The sequence below is a fragment of the Bacillus cereus group sp. N24 genome, assembly GCF_016483345.1.
Lineage (GTDB): Bacteria > Bacillota > Bacilli > Bacillales > Bacillaceae_G > Bacillus_A > Bacillus_A toyonensis.
Map to the genome: position 1 here is coordinate 1 of NZ_JAEHCA010000015.1, position 22245 is coordinate 22245.

Genomic DNA, 22245 nt, shown 5'->3' on the forward strand with positions numbered 1-22245 from the left:
AAACTCTAACGACACATACCCTTCTTTTCCTTGGTAATTGATTTTCGCCCAGCCGTTTGCTTTTCCTAGTACTGTTACTTTTTCACCATTTTTTAAGTTTCCTAGAACTGAGCTACTTGTATTCGCCGCGCTTCTTACTCGGAGACTTGTCGCATTGATCGTTCCTACTTCTTGCGTTCCATTTTTAATCGTTGCATCTGATGTTTTGGGTTGTTCCGGCTTTTTTATCTCTTCTGTGTTGCCATCAATTTTCACAAACTCTAACGATACATACCCTTCTTTTCCTTGATAGCTTATTTTTGCCCAACCATTCGCTTTTCCTAGTACTGTTACTTTTTCACCATTTTTTAGGTTCCCTAAAACCGAGCTACTTGTATTCGCTGCGCTTCTTACTCGTAAGCTTGTTGCATTGATTGTTCCTACTTCTTGTGCTCCATTTTTGATTGTTGGTTGCAGTTGCTTTTGGCCAGAAGTGTCAGGTGTTTGAATTGCATCTCCAAATTTTAAAAACTCTAAAGATACATATCCCTCTTTTCCTTTATATTCAATCTTTGCCCAGCCGTTCGCTTTTCCTAATACCGTTACTTTTTCATTTTTTTGAACATAGCCAATCATTGAACTACCTAGAGCTGGACTATTACGTACATTTAAACGAGTTGCCGTAACAATTCCCTCTTCTTTTTGTCCATTATTAATCGTTAATTGTTGTTTTTGTTCAACGTTTGGATTTCCATTCGAAAATCCTAAAAATTGTAATGTGACATACCCCTCTTTTCCATCATGAGAAATTTTAGCCCATTCTTTTTCCTTACTTAAAACTTGTACATTTGTTCCCTTTTTTACTGTTCCTATAACTTTCCCTTGAGTTGTAGGTTGTTCACGTATATTTAAATTTGTTGCATTTACTGTCGCTAAATTATCACTTTCTGCAAAGGCATGCGTCGAAATAAAAGATGTTGCTGTCGCTAGGAATGTACCTGTTATTATTTGTTTTGTTGTTTGTTTCATAATTTTTTATAAGAATATAAGAAATCCTATATTCTTCAGCCCTCCCTTTTTATTCTTCTTACTATTAATCTTAACATATCATTCCGAAATATTTATTTTGAATATCTAAATATAGCCATAAAAATTTGTGAACATCTTATCTATATAGTTTTTTTGCATAAAACTATATCTCCTATGAAATATTACAAAGGGATGTATTTTAGATGGAATATTAATTTTTCAGGAGGAAAACAATGACGAAAATCTTCATTTTAGCATCAACACTTTCTTTATCTTTTTTTAGCGGCTTGAATATCGGTAATGCAGCCACGGAAAACTTCTCTCCAACAAACGCTATTGTACAAAACAGTGATCATCTAGCAGAAGGAAACTCAAAAGATAATAATAAACCTCCAGGAAGCAACGGTTCTGATGGCAGTGGTTCTGGTAGCAACGGTTCTGGTGGTAGCGGTTCTGGTGGCAGTGGCTCTGGTAGCAACGGTTCTGGTGGCAATCGAGTTAAGGACGATAGCAGTTCGCAAGATGGCAAAGGCTCTCAAGATGGCAATCGAGTTAAAGGTGATAGCAGTTCACAAGGTGGTAACGTAAAAGATAATGCGACAAAACAAGGTGATAAATTACCTAATACTGCAGCGCATTATCCTGCATCTATTTTAATGGGACTTTCAACATTCCTAATTGGTATGTTATTGTTTATTCGCCGTAAAAATGCAAGATAAAGACCAACATCCTTCCATCTAAAAAATACATGAAACCAATATAAAACTAAAAAGGCTTTGGATTGCAGTTTATTATGCAACCCAAAGTCCTTTTGGCATCTATCAGAAAGCGTATTAATATGCTTTTCCCCAATAGACCATGTGCTTTGCTTCTTTACTACAGCAAATACATTCGTCAGCTAAATGTTCTTGCTCAAAAGGCATACAACGTGAAGATACTCCAACTTCTTCTTTTAATTTCTCTTCACAAGCTAGTTCTCCACACCACATCGCCTTAATAAACCCTTGCTTTTCATCAGCTGCTTTTTTCATCTCTTCGAAATTCGCCACACTATACGTATTCTCATCGCGAAATACTTTTGCTTTATTAAATAAAGAATGGTGAATTTCCTCAAGTAATGATGGAATGCGTTCTTCTAATTGATCCATTGATATAAATTCTTTTTCTTTCGTATCTCTTCTTACAAGTACAACTTGATTCTTTTCAATATCCTTTGGACCCACTTCTAATCGAATTGGAATTCCCTTCATTTCATACTCATTAAATTTCCAGCCCGGTGTTTTATTGCTAGCATCTATTTTTACACGCGCAACCTTCTGAATCCGTCCTTGTAACTCTGTTGCTTTTTCTAACACGCCTTCTTTATGCTGAGCAATAGGTACAATAACAACTTGTAATGGAGCGACTTTTGGCGGCATTACAAGTCCGTTATTATCACTATGGACCATAATAAGTCCACCTATCATTCTCGTTGATACACCCCACGAAGTTTGGTGTACATATTGCCACTTACCGTTACGATCTAAAAACTTAATATCAAATGCTTCAGAGAAATTCGTTCCAAAGTTATGAGATGTTCCTGTTTGAAGTGCTTTTCCATCATGCATTAAACTTTCAATCGTATAAGTTGCCTTCGCTCCCGCAAACTTTTCTTTTTCTGTTTTTTGTCCTTTAATGACTGGTATCGCTAAGTATTCCTCGCAGAAAGAGGCATACAGATTTAAAATATTTAACGTTTCAGCTTGCGATTCTTCTCCCGTTTCATGAATCGTATGGCCTTCTTGCCATAAAAATTCAGTCGTACGAAGGAATGGTCTCGTTGTCTTTTCCCAACGAACTACTGAACACCACTGATTATATAACTTTGGCAAATCATTATATGATTGAACAATCTTTGAGAAATGCTCACAGAATAAAGTTTCAGATGTAGGACGTACACAAAGTCTTTCCGCTAACTTTTCATCCCCGCCATGCGTAACCCATGCTACTTCAGGAGCAAATCCTTCAACATGATCCTTCTCTTTTTGCAATAAACTCTCTGGGATAAACATTGGCATATACACATTCTCATGACCAGTTTCTTTTAACTTTTCATCCATCACTTTCTGCATATTCTCCCATAAGGCATAACCGTACGGACGCAGAATCATACACCCTTTTACACTTGAATAGTCAACAAGTTCAGCTTTTTTTACAATATCGGTATACCACTGTGCAAAGTCCTCTTCCATCTTCGTAATGGCTTGCACTTGTTCTTTTGCCATAGTCAGTCTTCCTCCTTTTAGAAAATACAAAAAAGCCCGCGCCCCTAAATAGGGACCGAGCTTTGCCGGCGTTACCACCCTGATTCATACACAAAAATTGTATATGCTCTCTTTTTGATAACGGGAATTTCCCGCTGCATATGCAGAACTCAAAGGTAGGTTCCATATCGCCCTTTAAGAATCTTTCAGCCAAACGGATTCTCTCTCTGCAAAAAAGGTTGGACATGTACTAGTCCTTTTTCAGCGTTATAACGAAATAAATTTGTTGATTATCATAATACAAATTCTTTTTTAAAACAATAGCTAATTTTCTTATTTTTATATATTCTTTTCATTTTTTGTAGTTTTATACGTAGCTCTTCCGAACGATTTTCACAAGTTGATGTGCAACCATACCGATAAGTGTACCAAGTAGAACGAAGAAACAAATAAATCCATATCCCATTCCTTCCCACCCACCAATAGCTATCATTGTTACAGGAAAGAAAGCTAAACAAAGAAGTACTAAACTAAGTGAAAATATAATATCAAACTGTTTGTCTGGAAAACGTTTCTTTAGTAAATATGAAATAGCAAATACTAGGAGAATCGTGATTCCACCAATGATGTAAAAAATACCAAATCCATCTAGCCAGTCCATAGTATTCCCTCCTTTCATTCAATCCCTTATACTTATTATATGTTTAATTTTTCTGAAAATAAATAATAAATTTTATTCAGAAACATATTTTTATTACTAGGTATTAATAGTAATATATAAGAATAGGTTTTATATAATTAGGAGGATTACTTTATGGATAAAGCATTAACTAATCGTGTCATTATTTTATCATTCGACTGTTTATCAGCTTTAGATTTTCCTATACTACAAAAATTACCTAACTTCCAATCTCTAATAAAAAAGGGCGCGGTTGTAGAAAAAGTAGAACCAATTTATCCTTCTGTAACATATCCAAGCCACTCAACAATCGTTACTGGAAACTACCCTAATAAACATGGTGTTGTTAGCAATACTTTACTTCAACCAGGACGTGAATCACCAGATTGGCATTGGTACCGAAAATCGATAAAAGGAACAACATTATATGATGAAGCACGCAAAGCAAATTTAACGACAGCAGCCCTTCTTTGGCCTGTTACTGGAAGAGCAAACATTGATTACAATTTACCGGAAATCTTTCCAAATAGACCGTGGCAAAATCAAATTTTAGTTTCATTATTTAGCGGTAGCCCGCTATACCAATTAGATTTAAATCGACGGTTCGGTCATATACGAAATGGATTATCACAACCTGAACTCGATGATTTCGTTCTTGCTTCTGCTGTACATACAATCCTTACAAAAAGGCCGAATGTCATGTTTGTTCATTTCACTGATTTAGACACACAAAGACACTATCATGGCTTCGAATCTAACGAAACAATAGCAGCCATCCATAGGCACGACGAACGTCTAGGAAAAATTATTCACGCATTAAAAGAAAGTGGAATATACGAAGAAAGTACAATCATTGCCCTTGGTGATCATAGCGCTTTAAGTGAAAATAAATCAGTTCAATTAAATGTGCTATTCCATCAAAAAGAGCTTATATCTCTAAATAAAGAAGGTAAATTAGTAGACTGGAAGGCCTACTGTCAAAGTTGCGACGGTTCTGCCTATGTATATGTGAAAGACAAAAACGATACGGATACCATTCGGGAAGTACAACTACTTCTTGAAGAACTGCTTCAAAATAAACAAAATGGCATTGAATTTATACTTCATGATGAAGCGGCGAAAGAATCCGGTGCAGATGGTAATTGTTTATTTATGTTGGAAGCACAAGAGGGGTATTATTTCACTGAAAATTATACCGGTGATTTTATAAAAGAAATTACTAAAAAAGATGTTACTTCTAGTAAAAAATATACATTTGGAACTCATGGTTACTCCCCAACAAAGCCTAACTATGAAACAATTTTTATCGCTGCTGGAAAAGGTATTCAAAGTGGCGTTACAATCCCGTATATGAGACTTATTGATGAAGGTCCGACTATCGCAAGATTACTCGGTTTGCACTTAGGCGAAACAGACGGATCCATTATAGAGGATTTACTACAATTGTAAAGAACTGTGTATATATGTAAAAGTTATGTAAAAACCATCACTGTTTCTCTTTTTATAATTTTTATTTTTGTACACTGTTAGTAGAACAATTTAAGGGGGAACATTATATGAAAAAAATGTCCAGACAAGAAAAAAGCTGGATATTATATGATTGGGCGAATTCGGTATATTCGCTCGTCATTACAACTGCATTATTTCCAATTTATTTTAAAGCAGCTGCAAAAGAAGCCGGACTATCTGGTGCAACTTCAACAGCTTATTGGGGATATGCAAACTCATTCGCTACACTATTAATTTCTATACTTGCTCCTATTCTCGGCACAGTTGCTGATTATAAAGGGTTTAAAAAACGATTTTTCACATTCTTCTTTGGACTTGGCATCGTATTTACAAGTATGCTAGCAGTTGTTCCAACATCACAGTGGTACTTATTACTAGGATGCTATATGCTCGCATTAGTTGGTTTTGCTGGAGCAAACATTTTTTATGATGCATTTTTAGTAGATGTCACCTCTGAAGATAGAATGGACAAAATTTCTACGAGAGGTTTCGCTTTAGGCTACATTGGGAGTACAATTCCTTTTATCGGTTGTATCGCTCTTATTATTCTTGCTCAAAAAGGAACTATCTCTTTATCAGTCGGCATTGCTAGTCAAATTTCCTTTGCGATAACAGCTCTTTGGTGGGGGTTATTTACAATTCCAATGCTAAAAAACGTAGAGCAAACACACTATATTGAACGTCATCCAAGGCCAATCGCAATGAGCTTCAAGCGCCTTGCTAGTACTTTTAAAAATATTAAAGAATATAAAACAGTATTTATGTTCCTAATCGCTTACTTTTTCTATATTGATGGGGTCGATACAATTATTACTATGTCTACCGCTTACGGAACAGATCTCGGTATCAGTGCAACTAATCTATTAATCATCTTATTTGTAACACAAATTGTAGCTTGTCCATTCGCTTTATTGTATGGAAAACTATCCGAAACATTTACCGGTAAAAAAATGCTATATGTAGGTATCATTATTTATATCATTATTTGCACATATGCTTATTTCTTAAAAACGACACTTGATTTTTGGATTTTAGCAATGTTAGTTGCCACTTCTCAAGGAGGGATTCAAGCACTAAGTCGTTCATACTTTGCTAAACTCGTACCAAAAGAATCTGCTAATGAATTCTTCGGATTTTATAATATTTTTGGCAAGTTTGCCGCAATTATGGGTCCAGTATTAGTCGGTGTTACAACCCAATTAACAGGAAAAACAAACGCTGGTGTCCTTAGTATTATCGTATTGTTTATTATCGGTGGATTCTTATTAACTAGAGTTCCTGAAAATGATACACCCGTTACACCACCTAATCCGAAAACTAAAACGCTATAAAAAGAAGATCCCCTTCGCACAAGAAGAGGATCTTTCTTTATTTTTAACGATAACGCTTTACAAGTAAAAACTCTACAGCTGGCTTTACAACTCTAGCGGCACATAACGTAAGTAAAAGCGGTACATCATGAAAATCTATCCATTTATTAAAACCTACCGATGCGAAAAAAACAAAAAATAAATACAATGCGTACATAATATGTAACATTTACACTTGTTTTTCATACATGTTTTTCTAAATCTTTCTTCTCCTCATTTGCCCCTTCAACATTATGCGATGCTACAAATAAATAGTGCATACCAGTTTACTTGAAGTTCAATTAACCAATAGTAAAGTGCAAATGCTAGCATACTTATAACTACTAATGCTGTAACTAAAAGACTTATTTTCTCTTTCCCCTACAGCTTATACAAAAATAGTTTATCAACAGTTGTTCCCAATACTTCCGCTAAGCGGAATGCTAACGCTAAACTTGGGTCATATTTATTGTTCTCAATTGCATTTATCGTCTGTCTTGATACGCTACACTTATCAGCTAATGCACCTTGTGAAATATTATTTTCAGTGCGCAATTCATAGATTTGATTTTTCACATCGTTTCTCCTAACCTGTAAAATTATTTTTACAACATCAGTATATAGTTGGTACATTTCATTGTCAAAAGATTCCCATAGGAAAAGGGAGCAGTTCTGCTCCCTTACAATAGCTATTTCGAAGCGAATGAATTCGTTAGTTCCTCTTTATTAGCAACATCTTCTTTATCTAGTTGCATACGTAAAACCGGCCCTATCGCTAATAAAATAAGTGACATCGCTATACAAAATACAATAACTAATGAAGTCATTTCCTTCAATCCTCCAGCTAGTGATGTTCCAATTAATATTGCCCCCATAAACATTGGTAAAATGGTTCCATTCACTCTTCCAATCATATTTTCTGGTACAAGTTGAATCATAAGCGTACCGACAACGATATTAACACAAGCTAAACAAATACCTGTTCCAAATCGCATCAAACTAGTAATCCAAAATGATGTGGACAACCCTTCGACTAAAAATGAGATTGCTAATATACTCATACCAAATACAAACATCTTTTTCGGATTTACTTTTGAAGCGAAAACCGCAGCAACAATACCACCGATTAGCATACCTATTCCATCCGCTGCTGCTAAATATTGAACTGCTTCCTTTTCCATTCCAAGACGTTCTATTACAAGAAACACCTCTAATGGATTCGTTAATCCAACAGCTAAGCCCATAATTGTGAAAGTGATCGTAATCATACGTAAATTTTTCGTATGAAGAACGTATTTCCATCCTTCTTTTATATCATTTTTTAATGATTCCTTCACTGCTTGCTCTTGTTCAATCCATTTCGGTAAAAATGAAAGGGCGATAGCAGATAATAAAAATAAAATGATTAAACTATATAGTGACGTAAATAAACCAAGTCGTGTATACACAAGCGATCCTACAACTGGTCCGAAAATCATAAACAATGACTGTAATGTTTGGTTAAATGCAATCGCATTTGCTACCTGTTCTTCCTTTACATAGCGCTTAAATATGCGTGAAGATGAAGGCTGAGAAAACTGACCTACAATTGCGGAAACGAGTGTCGCAAAAAATATTGCCTGCCAGTAATCAATCTTTAACAATAAAACAATCCCTATAATAGACAGTACACTTAACACATCCCCAGCAACCATTGTTCTTTTCGGGTTCCAGCGATCTGCTAACGCGCCACCAATGAAAGAAAAAATAAAAATAGGTGCATATTCCATGACCGATAATAGTGACACTGAAACTGGATCATTATTCGTCCGCTCCATTATGAAATACAATAGGGCCATATTTCTGATCCAAATCGCAAATTGTTGTAAAATATCGGATGCCATAACGAGCATAAATGCTCGATTTTTAAATAAAGCTTTCATTTCCGCTCCTCCTTTTATAAACCGACCATTCGGTCTAATTCGTTTTAAAAGAAAAGCCGCTGACTTATTATTCAGCTGCCATCCCTTTTAACAATACATCTATTGCCTTTTTATAAACTCGCTTTAACTCGTTATAATCTAGCTCATAGTAAAGCACTCCAAGCCCTGATAATAAGCCATGTACAATATACATCAAATCGCGCGCATTTTCTTCACGAAACTCTCCAGACTGTATACCTGTTTCGATTAATCTCTCAAACATAACATATGATTCTCTAGTTAAAGCTAATAATTCATCTAAAACCTCTTTGCTCACAACTTGGCTCATAGAAAATTCCTCTATTGCACTCGAAATAGGTTGTTGTATATCCTCTACATAATATTCTGCGAGACCATATAATTTTTCAATACTAGTACTATACAACTTCTCTTTTTCATTCCATTTTTCAAGCCAATCATACGTATGCTGTTTTACTACAAATAAAAATAATTCTTCTTTACTTTTAAAATGGTAATAAATACTCCCTTTACTTCGCTCTGTAATTTCACAAATATCTTCCATAGATGTGGCTGCATAGCCTTTTTGTGAAAACAGATTTTCTGCTTTGTATGCAATTTCCTTCTTTATCTCTTCTGCGCTTTTTCTCATACTCACACCTCTTTAAACCGACCGTTCAGTCTAATGATAACAAATGAAAAACCTCTTTCGCAAGAGGCTATATTCCTTATTTACGAAAACGTACTTTCAAACCAAGTTCGGATCATATGTATTGTTCCAAATTTAAATCCAAGTTTAACAAGAAATACACCTCCAGCAACTAATAAAAACAATGCTACTTTCCCTTTATTTTTCACTTTCGGTTCCCTTCCCATTTCCATTCTCCTTATCATGTTAAAAATATTAAACAAACGTTTATTTAACTGTTAGTGTGCGTATGTAAGCCAACTAATCAAACGTTTGTTTAAAAAAGAAATACGCCTATATAAGGCGTATTCTTATTAATCACCGCCACCACCGCAACTACCTCCACTATCTCCTCCAAAAGACCCTCCACAGTCATGTGAACTGCTATCATGTGAGCTGTCATTATTATCAGATCCAGCAAAGAAAAAAAGCGGTGATGAGTTATTAGACGAATTATGTATGTTATTTTGTTTCGTAAGGTTTACTTTCTTTTTGTTTGATCGAACAGCTATTACAATTATTCCAATGACAACAAATAATAGTATGACAATAATAAATTCCATATAAAAACCTCCCTAATTCTCGAATAATTGAATGGTTCTCTCTAAATTTTCAAGTGAAATAAAGCGCGATTCACGAAGGATCTCTTTTCCATTATGAAATAACAAAATTGTCGGCCCTGTAAATACTGCATATCGCCCCGCAACTTCTTGCATGTCTTGTAGTAATATCTCTATTTTCTCTACGTAATCATAATTCTCTAATACGTAATTTACTTTCCTTAACATGACATCACAAACACCACAATTTTCTGTTTTAATAAATAGAAGTACTAATTGCTGTTCTTCAATATATGTTGCTAATTCTTCTATCGTTTCAAATGTATTCATCTTATCCCTCTTAACTTAATTTACGAAATGCTGAACTATCTTTCTCTTTTCCATTACCTGTTGAAAACACAACGTTTTTGCTGTTAACCCTTCTTGTAATTTTTTCCTCTCTACTTCATCATAACAGCAAGCAATTAAATCTTCTATTTTTAATATATCTTTTGTAAGTCCATTTCTGCTGGAATCATTCCCGCATTTTTTAAATTTTATAGCTCATCCTTAACTCTAGAGGTACCATTAAAAGATCTTCTAATTGTAGTGGTTTTCCTTTTCCCGAAATATAATCCAGATCACCATTCCAGATTGCTTGTCGAACCTTTTCTTCAGCAATGTTCAACAACACATCCACACTATCCTCTTTCTTACATATTTTTACTATTATTTTATATGAAATTTCACCATCTTACCACCCCATTACAAGTTGACTTCATACAATTTTTTCTCAAATTTATTTATAATAAGCTATTTTCTTCCTCACCGGTCTTTCATTTTCATATGCAGTTTGTATTAAAGCCTTTTTGTATTGAGAAAGTCTTTCTTCATACAATAAAGCGTTTACACTAAATCTTACATTTGTTACGATTTAATCACCCCAGCTCCCTTGTATAGACTTCGTGATGTCTGATCATTTTTATCTAGACGTTTCATACGTCTAGATTCACTTTGATTTATCGGCAAATGCCTTTAAATATATCTTTTACCTTGAAAGGGGAAATGACTATGAGGTCAAAAAAATTCACATTACTATTGCTATCTCTACTACTCTTCTTACCTCTTTTTCTCGCAAATTTTATTACTCCAAATCTCGCATCAGCAAATTCACCAACGCAAAACCAAAAAATTATTGGGTACTTTCCTTCGTGGGGCATCTACGGACGTAATTATCAAGTTGCAGACATCGATGCATCAAAGCTCACTCATTTAAACTATGCGTTTGCTGATATTTGCTGGAATGGAAAACATGGAAATCCTTCTACACATCCCGATAATCCAAATAAACAAACATGGAACTGTAAAGAATCTGGTGTACCGTTGCAAAATAAAGAAGTTCCTAATGGTACTCTCGTATTAGGTGAGCCCTGGGCTGATGTCACAAAATCTTATCCAGGATCAGGTACAACTTGGGAAGATTGTGATAAATATGCCCGTTGTGGCAACTTCGGAGAATTAAAACGACTAAAAGCTAAATACCCTCATTTAAAAACCATTATTTCCGTCGGAGGCTGGACTTGGTCTAATCGATTTTCTGATATGGCAGCTGATGAAAAAACTAGAAAAGTATTCGCAGAATCAACAGTCGATTTCCTACGTGCATACGGATTTGACGGCGTCGATTTAGACTGGGAATATCCAGGTGTTGAAACGATTCCTGGTGGTAGTTACCGTCCTGAAGATAAACAAAATTTCACGCTCCTTCTTCAAGATGTCCGAAATGCTTTAAATAAAGCCGGTACTGAAGATGGAAAACAATATTTATTAACAATTGCTTCAGGGGCAAGTCAACGTTATGCCGATCATACAGAGTTAAAGAAAATCTCTCAAATACTCGATTGGATTAATATTATGACATATGATTTCCACGGCGGTTGGGAAGCAACTTCTAACCATAATGCCGCATTATATAAAGATCCGAATGATCCAGCAGCTGATACGAAATTTTACGTAGATGGAGCTATTGACGTTTATAAAAATGAAGGTGTACCAGCTGATAAACTCGTATTAGGCGTACCATTTTACGGACGTGGTTGGAAAAGTTGTGGAAAAGATAATAATGGGCAATATCAACCATGTAAACCAGGTAGTGATGGCAAACTAGCATCTAAAGGTACTTGGGATGATTATTCTACTGGTGATACGGGTGTTTATGATTACGGTGATTTAGCAGCGAATTACGTAAACAAAAATGGTTTTGTACGCTATTGGAATGATACAGCTAAAGTACCTTATTTATACAATGCTACTACAGGCACATTTATTAGCTACGATGACAATGAATCTATGAAATATAAAACAGATTATATAAAAACGAAAGGTTTAAGTGGGGCAATGTTTTGGGAACTTAGTGGTGACTGTCGCACAAGTCCAAAATATAGCTGTAGTGGTCCAAAATTGCTTGATACGTTAGTAACCGAATTACTTGGTGGACCTATCAGTCAAAAAGATACTGAATCACCAACGAACGTAAAAAACATTGTGGTTACTAATAAAACCTCAAGCTCAGTCCAATTAAGCTGGACTGCATCTACTGATAATGTAGGAGTTACTGAGTATGAAGTTACTGCTGGGGAAGAAAAATGGAGTACAACATCAAATAGCATTACAATTAAAAATTTGAAACCTAATACGGAATACACTTTTTCAATACTAGCAAAGGACGCTACCGGGAATAAATCACAACCTAATTCTATTATTGTAAAAACTGATGATGCTAACACAACACCTCCTGATGGTAATGATAAGGCTACATTTTCAGTTACTTCAAATTGGGGAAGTGGCTATAACTTCTCAATTGTAATTAAAAATAACGGCACAAGCCCTATTAAAAACTGGAAGTTAGAATTTGATTATAACGGCAATTTAACACAAGTTTGGGATTCTAAAATTAGTAGTAAAACAAACAATCATTATGTAATTACAAATGCCGGATGGAACGGTGAAATTCCTCCTGGTGGATCCATTACAATAGGAGGTGCAGGAACAGGTAACCCTGCCGAACTTTTAAATGCCGTTATTAGCGAAAACTAGACGTAACATTCTTTAATTGTTTCATTAAAGTTTGAATTTAGGTTTGAATAATCTTTCCTAAATTCAAACTTTTAATTTTGCGAAAAATCATAAATCAAAATTACAATAACCGATTATAATTATATTTAGTTTTCAATATGAAGTTTGCGTGAAGTTCATCTGAATTTTACATGAATTTCCTTTAATTTCTATTGTCTTCCCATACTAATCACCTTATTCTTTATATATAGGAATAATTTTCATTCCATTTCAAGCTATCTATATATACAAAAAGATAGTTGCCTATTAGGGAAAGGCGTCTAATATTATTATAAATATAAACATAATCGCAGAAAAAGCACGCTTATAAGCGCACCATAAGAGTGCTTCTTCATACAATTCTCATGTAAGAGTTCTCGAAAATCATGTTAATCACAAAGAAAAGGCCGTAGCTTATATAAGCTACGGCCTTTTCTTTGTGATTATTTTTAAACGTTCCATTCTTCGATATTCCATACTTTCGTTATCCACGTTTCATAGAAAGAAGCTCATGTGAAACGATTAAAACTGTTAAAAGACTTTTTCTATTTTTTCATATAAGGAGCTAATACACTTAAAATTTCTTCCTTATCCTTCTTTAACTCCAATGATGTTAACATATCCATCGTTCGAGGACGAGGTAATTTCACTTGCACTTCACCAACTATTGATGCTGGTCTTTGAGATAAAATAAATACGCGATCAGAAAGTAAAATTGCTTCATCTAAGTCGTGTGTAACCATAACAATTGTTTGCTTTTCTTGATGCCAAGAATTTAAAAGCCAACTGTGTACTTCCATTTTTGTAAATGCATCTAATTTTCCAAAAGGCTCATCAAGTAGCATAATTGGCTTCTCACATAAGTATGTACGAAGAAAGCTAATTCTTTGGCGCATACCACCAGATAATGCATCAGGATAATGATCCGCATATTCATCTAACTCAAACTGCTTTAATGCTTCCATTCCTTCTGTTAACCTTTGTTTTTTAGATTTCCCCTCAATTTCTAATGGAAGAACAATATTTTGTAAAGCCGATCGCCACGGTAATAATAAATCTTGTTGTGGCATATAGCTTACAACATCTTGTTTTCTCACATGTTCCTCATTATAAAATACCTCTCCACTCGTTGGCTCTTCAACACTCGCAATCATATTTAACAATGTGCTTTTCCCACAACCACTTGGACCGACAAAAGAGACAAACTCTCCCTCCTGTATAGAGGCACTAATATTTGCTAATACATTCTTTCCATCGAAAGATTTCACAATATCTTTTATTTGTAATCCGCTCATTTTTCACTTGGAAGGAATTCATTTGTAAAAGCATCTTTTACATCAATTTTCTTTTTAATAACTTTGTTGTCGTATAAGAAATTCATGTAATTCGTCCAAACTTCTTCCTTCTGTACTCCCCACGCTTTTGCATCATCTTGATACTTCGTACTTAACCACTTTTGACTTTCTTGTACTAATTCCTTATTCACATCTGGAACAGCTTTAATTAAAATATTAGCAGCTTCTTTCGGCTCTTTAATTGCAAAATTATAACCTTCTGTCGTTGCAGTCATAAACTTTTTCACGAAGTCTTTATCTTGCTTCGTATGTTTTTCACTCGTAATAATAACAGGACTATAGAAATCAAGCGCTGGATCTAAGTCTTTCACCATAATCGTATTTAACTCTTTTCCTTGACGCTTCGCTTCAATGCCATCCCATCCATAATAAATCCATTCAAAGTCCGCATCACGACCGATTGATTTGAAGAAGTCTGTTTGTCCTAAGATAATTTTTTCGACTTTATTAAAATCAGCTTGATGTTTCTCCATAATTGTTTTTAACGTCGCTTCTTCTGCTGGTCCTCCCCAGCCACCATAACGTTTACCTTCAAAGTCTTTCGGTGACGTCATATTATCTTTTTTTAGTGATGCAAAAGCAGAGGTATTATGCTGAATAATTGCACCAACAGAAACAACTGGGATTCCTTCAACACGAGCTAATGTTACATTTTCCTGTGCGCTTATCGCAAAATCTGCTTTCCCAGAAGCAATCATCTGCTCTGCTGTGACATTATCACCAGGCTGGATAATTTCTACATCAAGCCCTTGTTTTTTGTAATAGTCTTTCGTTTTCGCTACATATAAGCCAGTATGATTCGTATTTGGAAACCAATCTAAAACAACTTTTACTTTTTTATCTTTACTTGCACTTTCTTCTTTCTTCGCCGGATTACACCCAGCCACACTTACTGCTAATAAAGCAGCTAACATAATTTTTAAACCTTTTTTCATTTTCTGCCGTCCTTTCTATATATCCATGGTGCTGTTATTCTTGCCATAAACTCCACGATAAAATACAGGCATAATGTCACCATGACGATAATTGCTGCAACACCAAATACTCGAGCAGTTAAAAAGGATTTTGTAGCTCTCGTAAGCATAACCCCTAACCCTTCACTTGCACCGAGCCATTCTCCGATAATTGCCCCCATCACGCTATATGTAACTGCAATTTTTAAACCCGAGAAAAAGTATGGGAGCACTGCCGGAAACTTTACTTTCTGGTAAACTTGCCATTTCGTTGCTTTCATTGTTTGCAACAATTTCAACATATTTTTATCTACAGTTTGAAAACCTTCTAAAATACTAAGCGCAATTGGGAAGAAACAAACGAGTATGACGACCATTACTTTCGGCAACATCCCATATCCAAACCAAATAATAAATAACGGTGCAAGTACAACGATTGGAATCGTTTGCGAAATAACGAGCAACGGATTTATTAAAATACGAAATAAAGGTATCACGTCCATAATAATTGCAATACTCGTCCCAAGTAAAATCGCAAAAAATAGTCCGATTATAACTTCCTGCAGTGTTTGCATCGTATTTGGTAATAGTAAATCCTTCATTCCAATTAATTCTTGAACAATGGCAGAAGGCTTTGGTAAAATCCACGGTTCGATTTTAAATAATGAAACAGATCCTTCCCATATCGCAATGAGAAGGATAAGCCAAATTGTTGTAATAAGTTTAGATTGCTTCTGGTTTTGCATATTCATCACGGTACTTCCAAACCTTTTCATCTATCGTTACACCAGTGCTTGGACGATAATGGATTTTAATAGAAGTAATCACTTCTTCAGCTCCAGCATCGACGCAAGCTTGCTGCGCACGTTTCACGACATCAAGAAGTACATCTAATTCTCCTTCCAACGTTGTTTCCATTGCTCCTACTTCATAACGAACTCCCGATTGTTGTACAACTTCAATTGCTTTATCAACAACAGAATATACATCTTTTGTTTTTGCTTGCGGTACTACTGAAAATGACATTGTAACTTGTTGTGACATAATAAAATCCCCCTTATAAAATATGTTTCAAAAAAAAGAAAAGGCTTTCCTACCATGTAGGAAAGCCTTGTATACAAGTTATTCTATAATAACTTATGCTACATCACTTTAAAGTAACTCCCTACGCTGGCATTATCCAGATCAGGTTGAGGGTCGATGTATACTTACATCCTCTCAGCCAATTGGCTCCCCGGTTCTTAATTCGTTCTCATTGTAGCATGATTTATTTTATTGAACAAACAAAAGCGTACATAATCATTTCATTACTTTTGGAAAATATCCAACTTTTTCACCATGAGCTAATAACAGCTGAATAAATTCTTTATTAATCGCTGGCACTATCAGCTCTTTTTTCTTAATCCATTCATTTGTTCTACGAGTACCCATGACAATTTCAGATTGCTGTGCTCCATCTCCTGCAACTTGAGAAGCAATTAACTCTGCTATTTCTTCATTTCCTTTTGCTAATTCAAGCCCGATATTTACATATTCCGAAAGTGGAACCATTTCAAGATTGTATCCACATCCCTCAATTAGCTTTATAAAATGTTCAAATTCAACTTGATATGGATGACAAATATGTAACGTCTCTCCTACAATTTTTGGATCTTGTAAATACGATACAATCGACTTACTGGCAAAGTCAATTGGTGTAAAATCAACTTTCCACTTCACATTTGGTGCCTTTCCAATTAGAAGCATCGTTTTAATAAGACGATAAAATGCATTTCCTTCAATGTTTTGTTGGAACGAACCCGTTTCTGAATGACATGCTAGGTTACCTGCACGATAAATATTCCCTCGTATACCGCTCTTCAAAGCTTCACGAACAAGATTTTCCGCCTGTAGTTTACTATCGGAATACACATTCTCTAACTCTACATTATAATTGAAATCACCTGTTTCCATATATGTATCCCATTGCTCTACCGCTAATTCTATCGGAATACCAATTGTAGAGATAAAGTGGAATGTAGCACCATTCTCGGCTAACGCTAGCATACGGCTCGTACCTTGGACGTTCACATTTTTAAATTGTTTTACATCTCCAAAATGTCTTACATCTGCACCGCAATGAATTACCGTATCGACCTTAGAACTAATTAAAATAAATTCCTCTTCGCTCATCCCAAGATACTCTTCTCCCAAATCACCAGGTACAGCCTGTATACGCTGTAACCACTCTTCACATATATCATTAAAGTAGCTTGTTAATGTATCGATAATTCTTTGTTGCACATCTTTTGTCGGTCTTACTAAACAATAAATGGTAGCAGATGTATCTCTCAATAATTCATATAATATGTGCGACCCCAAATAACCAGTAGCTCCAGTTAAAAAGACATTTGAGATGTTAGTGTCTTCTAAAACATTCGAATAAGTAATAGTATTCGGTTCGTGAATCACCTTATATTCACGAAATACTTCTTCTGTCTCTACTTTTACTTCTCTCTCAATTCTAGCTAATCCATATATCGTTCTTTCTTTAAAGAAATCTTGAATTGTTAAATATGAAAAATCTTCTTTTAACAATGTTAAGACTCTCAATACTTTCAACGAATGTCCACCAATTGTAAAGAAATCATCATGCACTCCAATTTTTGAAATTCCTAATACCTCTGCCCAAGCTTTCGCTATCTGTTTCTCCGCTTTAATAGAAGGCGCGACATATTCCTGTAGACGAACCGGCTCGTACTTTTCTTCTAATTGAGCTAACTTTTTAACATCAACCTTTTTATTTGGTGTAAGTGGTAGTTCATTAATATAAATTAATTTAGATGGTACCATATAATCCGGTAACTGCTCTTGTAACTGATAAACTAATTCTGGTATTTCCTTTTTGTTCAAAGTTGTATAGAATGCGATTAAATATTGGCTACCTTCCTTGCTCTTCTTAGCAAAAACAGCATTTTCTTTTATATTATGATTTTGAGAAATTTTACTTTGGATTTCTCCTAGTTCAATACGATGTCCTCTAATTTTTACTTGATCATCTTTCCGATGTAAAAACTCTATATTTCCATCCTCTAGCAACTTAACGATATCACCTGTTTTATATATATTAACTATAGGATTAAAGGGGTTCGGAATAAAAGCTTCAATTGTTTTATTAGGCTTATTAAAATACCCTTTTGCTAATCCTACTGAATCTATATATAATTCACCAGGTACACCAATTGGACAAAGATTCATATTCTCATCCAAAATCATAACTTGATAATTAGCACATGGTTTACCAATGGGAATACTCGCAACATCCTCATTTAACTGATTAGGTATTTTATAGGTTGTCGTCACTACAGTACATTCTGTCGGTCCGTATACATTATGAATTTCAACATTTGTACTTATTCTTTCTCTCCACAATTTAATAACCTCTACAGGCAACATTTCACCGCCAATCGCAATTCTTTTCAGGGAAGCTAGCTTATATATACCTTCTTCTGCTAAATAAGTTGCTACTTGTCGAACAAAAATTGTCGCTAATGCCAAGATCGAAGTTGCTTTCACTTTATAGATTGCATTTGCAAATGCTTCTACAGACAATCGCTCTTCCTCTAATAATACATACAAGTTTCCTCCGCAGAATAAAGAAGCAAATGACTCCCATACAGAAGCATCGAAACTAAAGGAAGGAAATTGGGCAAATACATCCTCTTCTGTCAATTCATATTGCTTTTGCATCCAAGTGTACAGATTAACAACGCCTCTATGTGCTAACATCGTTCCCTTTGGATTCCCTGTTGAACCAGATGTATAAATCATATAAGCTACATCATCACAATGAATAGACAACTTTACATCTATATCTTCATAAGTTTCACTATCATACATTGAAACTGTTTGAACCCCATCACATGTTATAGGCGTCTCTTTCATCAATATAACTTTCGCTTGGCTATCTTGAATAATGTACTGTATTCTACTTTCCGGATAATCTGGATCAATCGGAACATACGCTGCACCAGCTTTTAATATAGCTACCATACTTACTACTGTGTCTATGCTACGTTTCATAAATATTCCAACATAGTCTCCTAATTGGACGCCGTTTTTCATTAACATATGAGCTATTTGATTACTTTTTTTATTTAGCTCCTCATAAGTTAAAGTACCTTCCCTTGAAGATAAAGCTATACGATTTGGAAATTGAGTAACAGTATTATAGAACATATCGACGATACTTTTCTCAGGATATACTGCTGTCGTATCATTCACTTGACTATAAAGTGCCATCTCGGCCTCTGTAACAACATTAAAATGTTTTATATATTTATTCGCATTTTGTGATTTATAAATTAAAACACCTTGTATTTGTTGTGCATAACGAGTAATCGTTGTCTCTTTCCAATTAACACTATTAAATATCATTTCTACACTTTGCATATTTTTATTGAATACAAATTGTAACGTATTCTTGTCTTGTAGCTCATAATACGTTTCACCAATAATAATAGGTGACATTTCATATAATGTATTACCGTTTTGAAACTCTTCTATTTCTTCCTTATTCATTTCTTTAATTTGTTCCAGTTGCTCTTCAATCTGTAAATTCAAACTTTCATAGGAGAGAAAATTAGAAACTTCAATAGTAATCGGAAATAACCTTCCTCTTACATGATAAAGCACGACAATATGTTTTTCTTTAGAAATATGATATAACCACGTCGCGGTCGCTCCTATTAAATCTACAATGTGAGTCAAATTTGGAAACAGTTCCGTTTTCCTTTTTATCCTAAGTTCTGTTTCTTGCACATCTTTAGGTATTTTAATACTTCCTTCTACTTTTCCTAAAAATTCTTTTAACATCTCATTATAAGAAATCGCTAATTTCATATTTATGTAAATTCCTCTCCCAAATATAATAAAGGTGTGAAAATTCACACCTTTATTATCTCGTATTAACGGGCAGATTTGTTCAACTCATAATCAAAGGGGGCTGCCCCCTTGATTAAAGTTTCACTTTTCCTTATTCGCTTTTAAACTCACCAATTAGCTCTTGCAATTCCTGAGAAAGCCAACTTAAAGAAGTCGCTAATTCTGCAATATCTTGTACTGATATTTCTTGCTCCTTCATGCTTTCTTCAACATTACTACTACTATTCGCATAAGTATTTGCAATATGTGATAATTCATTTACGACTTGAACGATATTCTGGCTATTTTGTAAAATATCACTCGAATTGCCAGAAACAGCTTTCACTTGATTTTTAACAGATTGTGCTGATTTCGAGATTTTTTCAAAGAAAGCACCACTACTTTGAACTAGTGTAATTCCAGATTCTACTTCTTTTGAACCTTTTTGCATTGAAACTACAGCCTCTTCTGTTTCAGCTTGTGTTTCACTAATTAATTTTGCTATATCTTTCGCTGACGTTTCAGTTTGTTCTGCTAATTTACGTACTTCATCAGCAACAACTGCAAATCCTCTTCCAGCTGCTCCAGCACGAGAAGCTTCAATAGAAGCATTTAAAGCTAATAAATTTGTTTGATTTGAAATACCTGTAATTACAGTTACAATATCACTAATTTCTTTTGATCTTGTTTCTAACGAATAAATAATAGAAGATAAATCTTTCACTGCATTTTGGATTAAACTCATTTGATTAATAATTTGTCCAATCACTTCATTACCTTCAATTGAATGTTGCTCCATACCTTCTGAGGCAACCGCAACTTGTTTCGCAGCTCCAGTTATCTCTTCTACCTTATCTTCCATTCCATGCACAATTCCTAAGCATTGTTGGACTGAAGTTTCTTGAGACTGTGCCCCTACTCTTAAACCTTCAATAGAACTTGCAATCTCTTGAACTGCCATGCTATTTTCCTCTGTGCTTGCCGACAATTCATGTGAAGAAGAAGAAACTTGCTCAGCGGTCTGCCTAACTTTATCTATAATCCCTTTAAATTTCTCAATCGTATCATTGAAATAAACATTAATAATTCCAATATCATCTGGTCTTTCTTTTAATTTAATACTTAAGTCACCTTCACCAATCTTACGTAATCCCTCTCGTAAATCTTTTAATGGAGCTAACGAGTTACGTACGATAAAGAATTGAGCAATAGTCGCGATTGCTAATGAAATAATAATAAATAGTAAACCTTGTATCATAAAATTCTTCTTTGTACTAGGAACGATAGAAGCATCTAAATCAGCCGCAACAATTGCAACAATATTGTTTTCTCCATCTTTAATTGGTTCTAATATTGTCACCCACGAGCCTAATTCATCTTCATATACTTCTGTCATTTGGGCCTTTTTTGTGTCCATCACTTTATCATATGCATCCATCCAATGAGTCGGTTGTTCATAATAATCTCCCGGCTTTACAGGCACTGCATTTGTTAGCTCTGTAGTCAAACCAACGAGTTGTAATTCTCGTTTTTCATTCGGCTTTGCTCCTGTAACATACGTTTGTCCCACACTTTTTAAACCTTTTGTCACTTCATCTAATTGCTCTGTTAACTTTTCTTTTTTCACTCTTTCGGTTGTAGGATCTTTCGCCATATCTTTAACTAATTCTGTATCCAAGTCATGTACTACTATCTCTCCTGTTTCAATAGACTGCCTTTCAAATAAAGACATCATACTATTTTGAAACAAATTGAAACTTAACGCGCCCATACTTCCAACAAGCGTCAAAATAACTAATACAGTTAATAAGACGTTCTTTTGAAGAAACGATAACTTATGCCAATACTTTTTCATCAATATTCACCTTCCTTAATCACTTAAAACAAAAAAACAAAATATATAAATATTTTGTTTGAAATGATTCTCAATATGTTCGAGAATAAAAAAAGACCAATGTAAAAAGCATTGGTCAAGACCAACCCTATC

The 22245-nt window shown here is 34.8% G+C and carries 19 protein-coding genes, 2 pseudogenes, 1 riboswitch and 1 other annotated feature; of the genes and pseudogenes, 4 read left to right on the forward strand and 17 right to left on the reverse strand.

Features of this window, described 5'->3' with window-relative positions; genetic code table 11:
* Positions 1–1008, reverse strand: a 1008-nt coding sequence (locus JDS95_RS19815; RefSeq protein WP_199690735.1) for an SH3 domain-containing protein, incomplete at its 3' end; no start/stop codon positions are given.
* Between the two features lie 233 nt (positions 1009–1241).
* Here JDS95_RS19815 and JDS95_RS19820 point away from each other — a divergent pair.
* Positions 1242–1727 carry an LPXTG cell wall anchor domain-containing protein gene (locus JDS95_RS19820; protein ID WP_199690736.1) on the forward strand — a complete coding sequence of 162 codons (486 nt, stop codon included), beginning with the start codon at positions 1242–1244 and terminating at the stop codon, positions 1725–1727.
* Positions 1728–1841: 114 nt separating this feature from the next.
* On the opposite strand, the gene proS is transcribed toward JDS95_RS19820, so the two are convergent.
* Positions 1842–3272 (reverse strand): proline--tRNA ligase, encoded by a 1431-nt coding sequence (gene proS, locus JDS95_RS19825; RefSeq protein WP_001040990.1) that lies wholly within the window; start codon positions 3270–3272, stop codon positions 1842–1844.
* 47 nt (positions 3273–3319) lie between these two features.
* Positions 3320–3525, reverse strand: a binding site (T-box leader).
* A 93-nt stretch (positions 3526–3618) separates the two neighbouring features.
* Positions 3619–3912 (reverse strand): YesK-like family protein, encoded by a 294-nt coding sequence (locus JDS95_RS19830; RefSeq protein WP_000383863.1) that lies wholly within the window; start codon positions 3910–3912, stop codon positions 3619–3621.
* 153 nt (positions 3913–4065) lie between these two features.
* Between JDS95_RS19830 and JDS95_RS19835 the strand changes: the two genes are divergently transcribed.
* Both JDS95_RS19835 and JDS95_RS19840 read left to right on the forward strand, forming a co-directional pair.
* The gene (locus tag JDS95_RS19835) at positions 4066–5379 is read left to right on the forward strand and encodes an alkaline phosphatase family protein (protein ID WP_199690737.1); all 1314 of its coding nucleotides are present in this window, start codon (positions 4066–4068) and stop codon (positions 5377–5379) included.
* 107 nt (positions 5380–5486) lie between these two features.
* Positions 5487–6770: an MFS transporter gene (locus tag JDS95_RS19840; protein WP_144467489.1), complete on the forward strand. Its 1284-nt coding sequence runs from the start codon at positions 5487–5489 to the stop codon at positions 6768–6770.
* Positions 6771–6813: 43 nt separating this feature from the next.
* Here JDS95_RS19840 and JDS95_RS19845 read toward each other — a convergent pair.
* From JDS95_RS19845 to JDS95_RS19880, 8 genes and pseudogenes are all read right to left on the reverse strand, one after another.
* Positions 6814–7121: pseudogene (locus tag JDS95_RS19845) on the reverse strand (hypothetical protein).
* Positions 7122–7169: 48 nt separating this feature from the next.
* On the reverse strand, positions 7170–7421 hold the full coding sequence (locus tag JDS95_RS19850; protein ID WP_073990719.1) for a helix-turn-helix transcriptional regulator: 252 nt from the start codon (positions 7419–7421) through the stop codon (positions 7170–7172).
* Positions 7422–7477: 56 nt separating this feature from the next.
* Positions 7478–8710: an MFS transporter gene (locus JDS95_RS19855; RefSeq protein ID WP_199690738.1), complete on the reverse strand. Its 1233-nt coding sequence runs from the start codon at positions 8708–8710 to the stop codon at positions 7478–7480.
* 67 nt (positions 8711–8777) lie between these two features.
* Positions 8778–9359 carry a TetR/AcrR family transcriptional regulator gene (locus tag JDS95_RS19860; RefSeq protein WP_001231936.1) on the reverse strand — a complete coding sequence of 194 codons (582 nt, stop codon included), beginning with the start codon at positions 9357–9359 and terminating at the stop codon, positions 8778–8780.
* 80 nt (positions 9360–9439) lie between these two features.
* Complete coding sequence (locus JDS95_RS19865) at positions 9440–9583, reverse strand: hypothetical protein (protein WP_000532280.1); 144 nt, start codon at positions 9581–9583, stop codon at positions 9440–9442.
* A 126-nt stretch (positions 9584–9709) separates the two neighbouring features.
* Positions 9710–9958 (reverse strand): hypothetical protein, encoded by a 249-nt coding sequence (locus JDS95_RS19870; protein WP_000394360.1) that lies wholly within the window; start codon positions 9956–9958, stop codon positions 9710–9712.
* A 12-nt stretch (positions 9959–9970) separates the two neighbouring features.
* Positions 9971–10285: a thioredoxin family protein gene (locus tag JDS95_RS19875; protein WP_001091216.1), complete on the reverse strand. Its 315-nt coding sequence runs from the start codon at positions 10283–10285 to the stop codon at positions 9971–9973.
* A gap of 15 nt (positions 10286–10300) precedes the next feature.
* A pseudogene (locus tag JDS95_RS19880) lies at positions 10301–10634 on the reverse strand (DnaJ family domain-containing protein).
* 371 nt (positions 10635–11005) lie between these two features.
* On the opposite strand from JDS95_RS19880, the gene JDS95_RS19885 reads away from it, so the two are divergent.
* Positions 11006–13030: a glycosyl hydrolase family 18 protein gene (locus JDS95_RS19885; protein WP_199690739.1), complete on the forward strand. Its 2025-nt coding sequence runs from the start codon at positions 11006–11008 to the stop codon at positions 13028–13030.
* A gap of 563 nt (positions 13031–13593) precedes the next feature.
* Here JDS95_RS19885 and JDS95_RS19890 read toward each other — a convergent pair.
* The 6 genes from JDS95_RS19890 to JDS95_RS19915 form a co-directional block, all read right to left on the reverse strand.
* Positions 13594–14343 (reverse strand): ABC transporter ATP-binding protein, encoded by a 750-nt coding sequence (locus JDS95_RS19890; RefSeq protein ID WP_000016055.1) that lies wholly within the window; start codon positions 14341–14343, stop codon positions 13594–13596.
* The gene (locus JDS95_RS19895) at positions 14340–15338 is read right to left on the reverse strand and encodes an ABC transporter substrate-binding protein (RefSeq protein WP_199690740.1); all 999 of its coding nucleotides are present in this window, start codon (positions 15336–15338) and stop codon (positions 14340–14342) included. Before JDS95_RS19895 ends, JDS95_RS19890 begins: the two co-directional genes overlap by 4 nt.
* On the reverse strand, positions 15335–16108 hold the full coding sequence (locus JDS95_RS19900) for an ABC transporter permease (protein ID WP_001057166.1): 774 nt from the start codon (positions 16106–16108) through the stop codon (positions 15335–15337). Before JDS95_RS19900 ends, JDS95_RS19895 begins: the two co-directional genes overlap by 4 nt.
* The gene (locus JDS95_RS19905; RefSeq protein ID WP_000082906.1) at positions 16080–16400 is read right to left on the reverse strand and encodes an MTH1187 family thiamine-binding protein; all 321 of its coding nucleotides are present in this window, start codon (positions 16398–16400) and stop codon (positions 16080–16082) included. The genes JDS95_RS19900 and JDS95_RS19905 overlap by 29 nt, the downstream gene beginning before the upstream one ends.
* A gap of 101 nt (positions 16401–16501) precedes the next feature.
* Positions 16502–16603, reverse strand: a riboswitch (TPP riboswitch).
* A gap of 52 nt (positions 16604–16655) precedes the next feature.
* Positions 16656–20237 carry a non-ribosomal peptide synthetase family protein gene (locus JDS95_RS19910; RefSeq protein WP_199690741.1) on the reverse strand — a complete coding sequence of 1194 codons (3582 nt, stop codon included), beginning with the start codon at positions 20235–20237 and terminating at the stop codon, positions 16656–16658.
* A 133-nt stretch (positions 20238–20370) separates the two neighbouring features.
* Positions 20371–22113 (reverse strand): methyl-accepting chemotaxis protein, encoded by a 1743-nt coding sequence (locus JDS95_RS19915; protein WP_000761072.1) that lies wholly within the window; start codon positions 22111–22113, stop codon positions 20371–20373.
* Between the last annotated feature and the right edge of the window lie 132 nt (positions 22114–22245).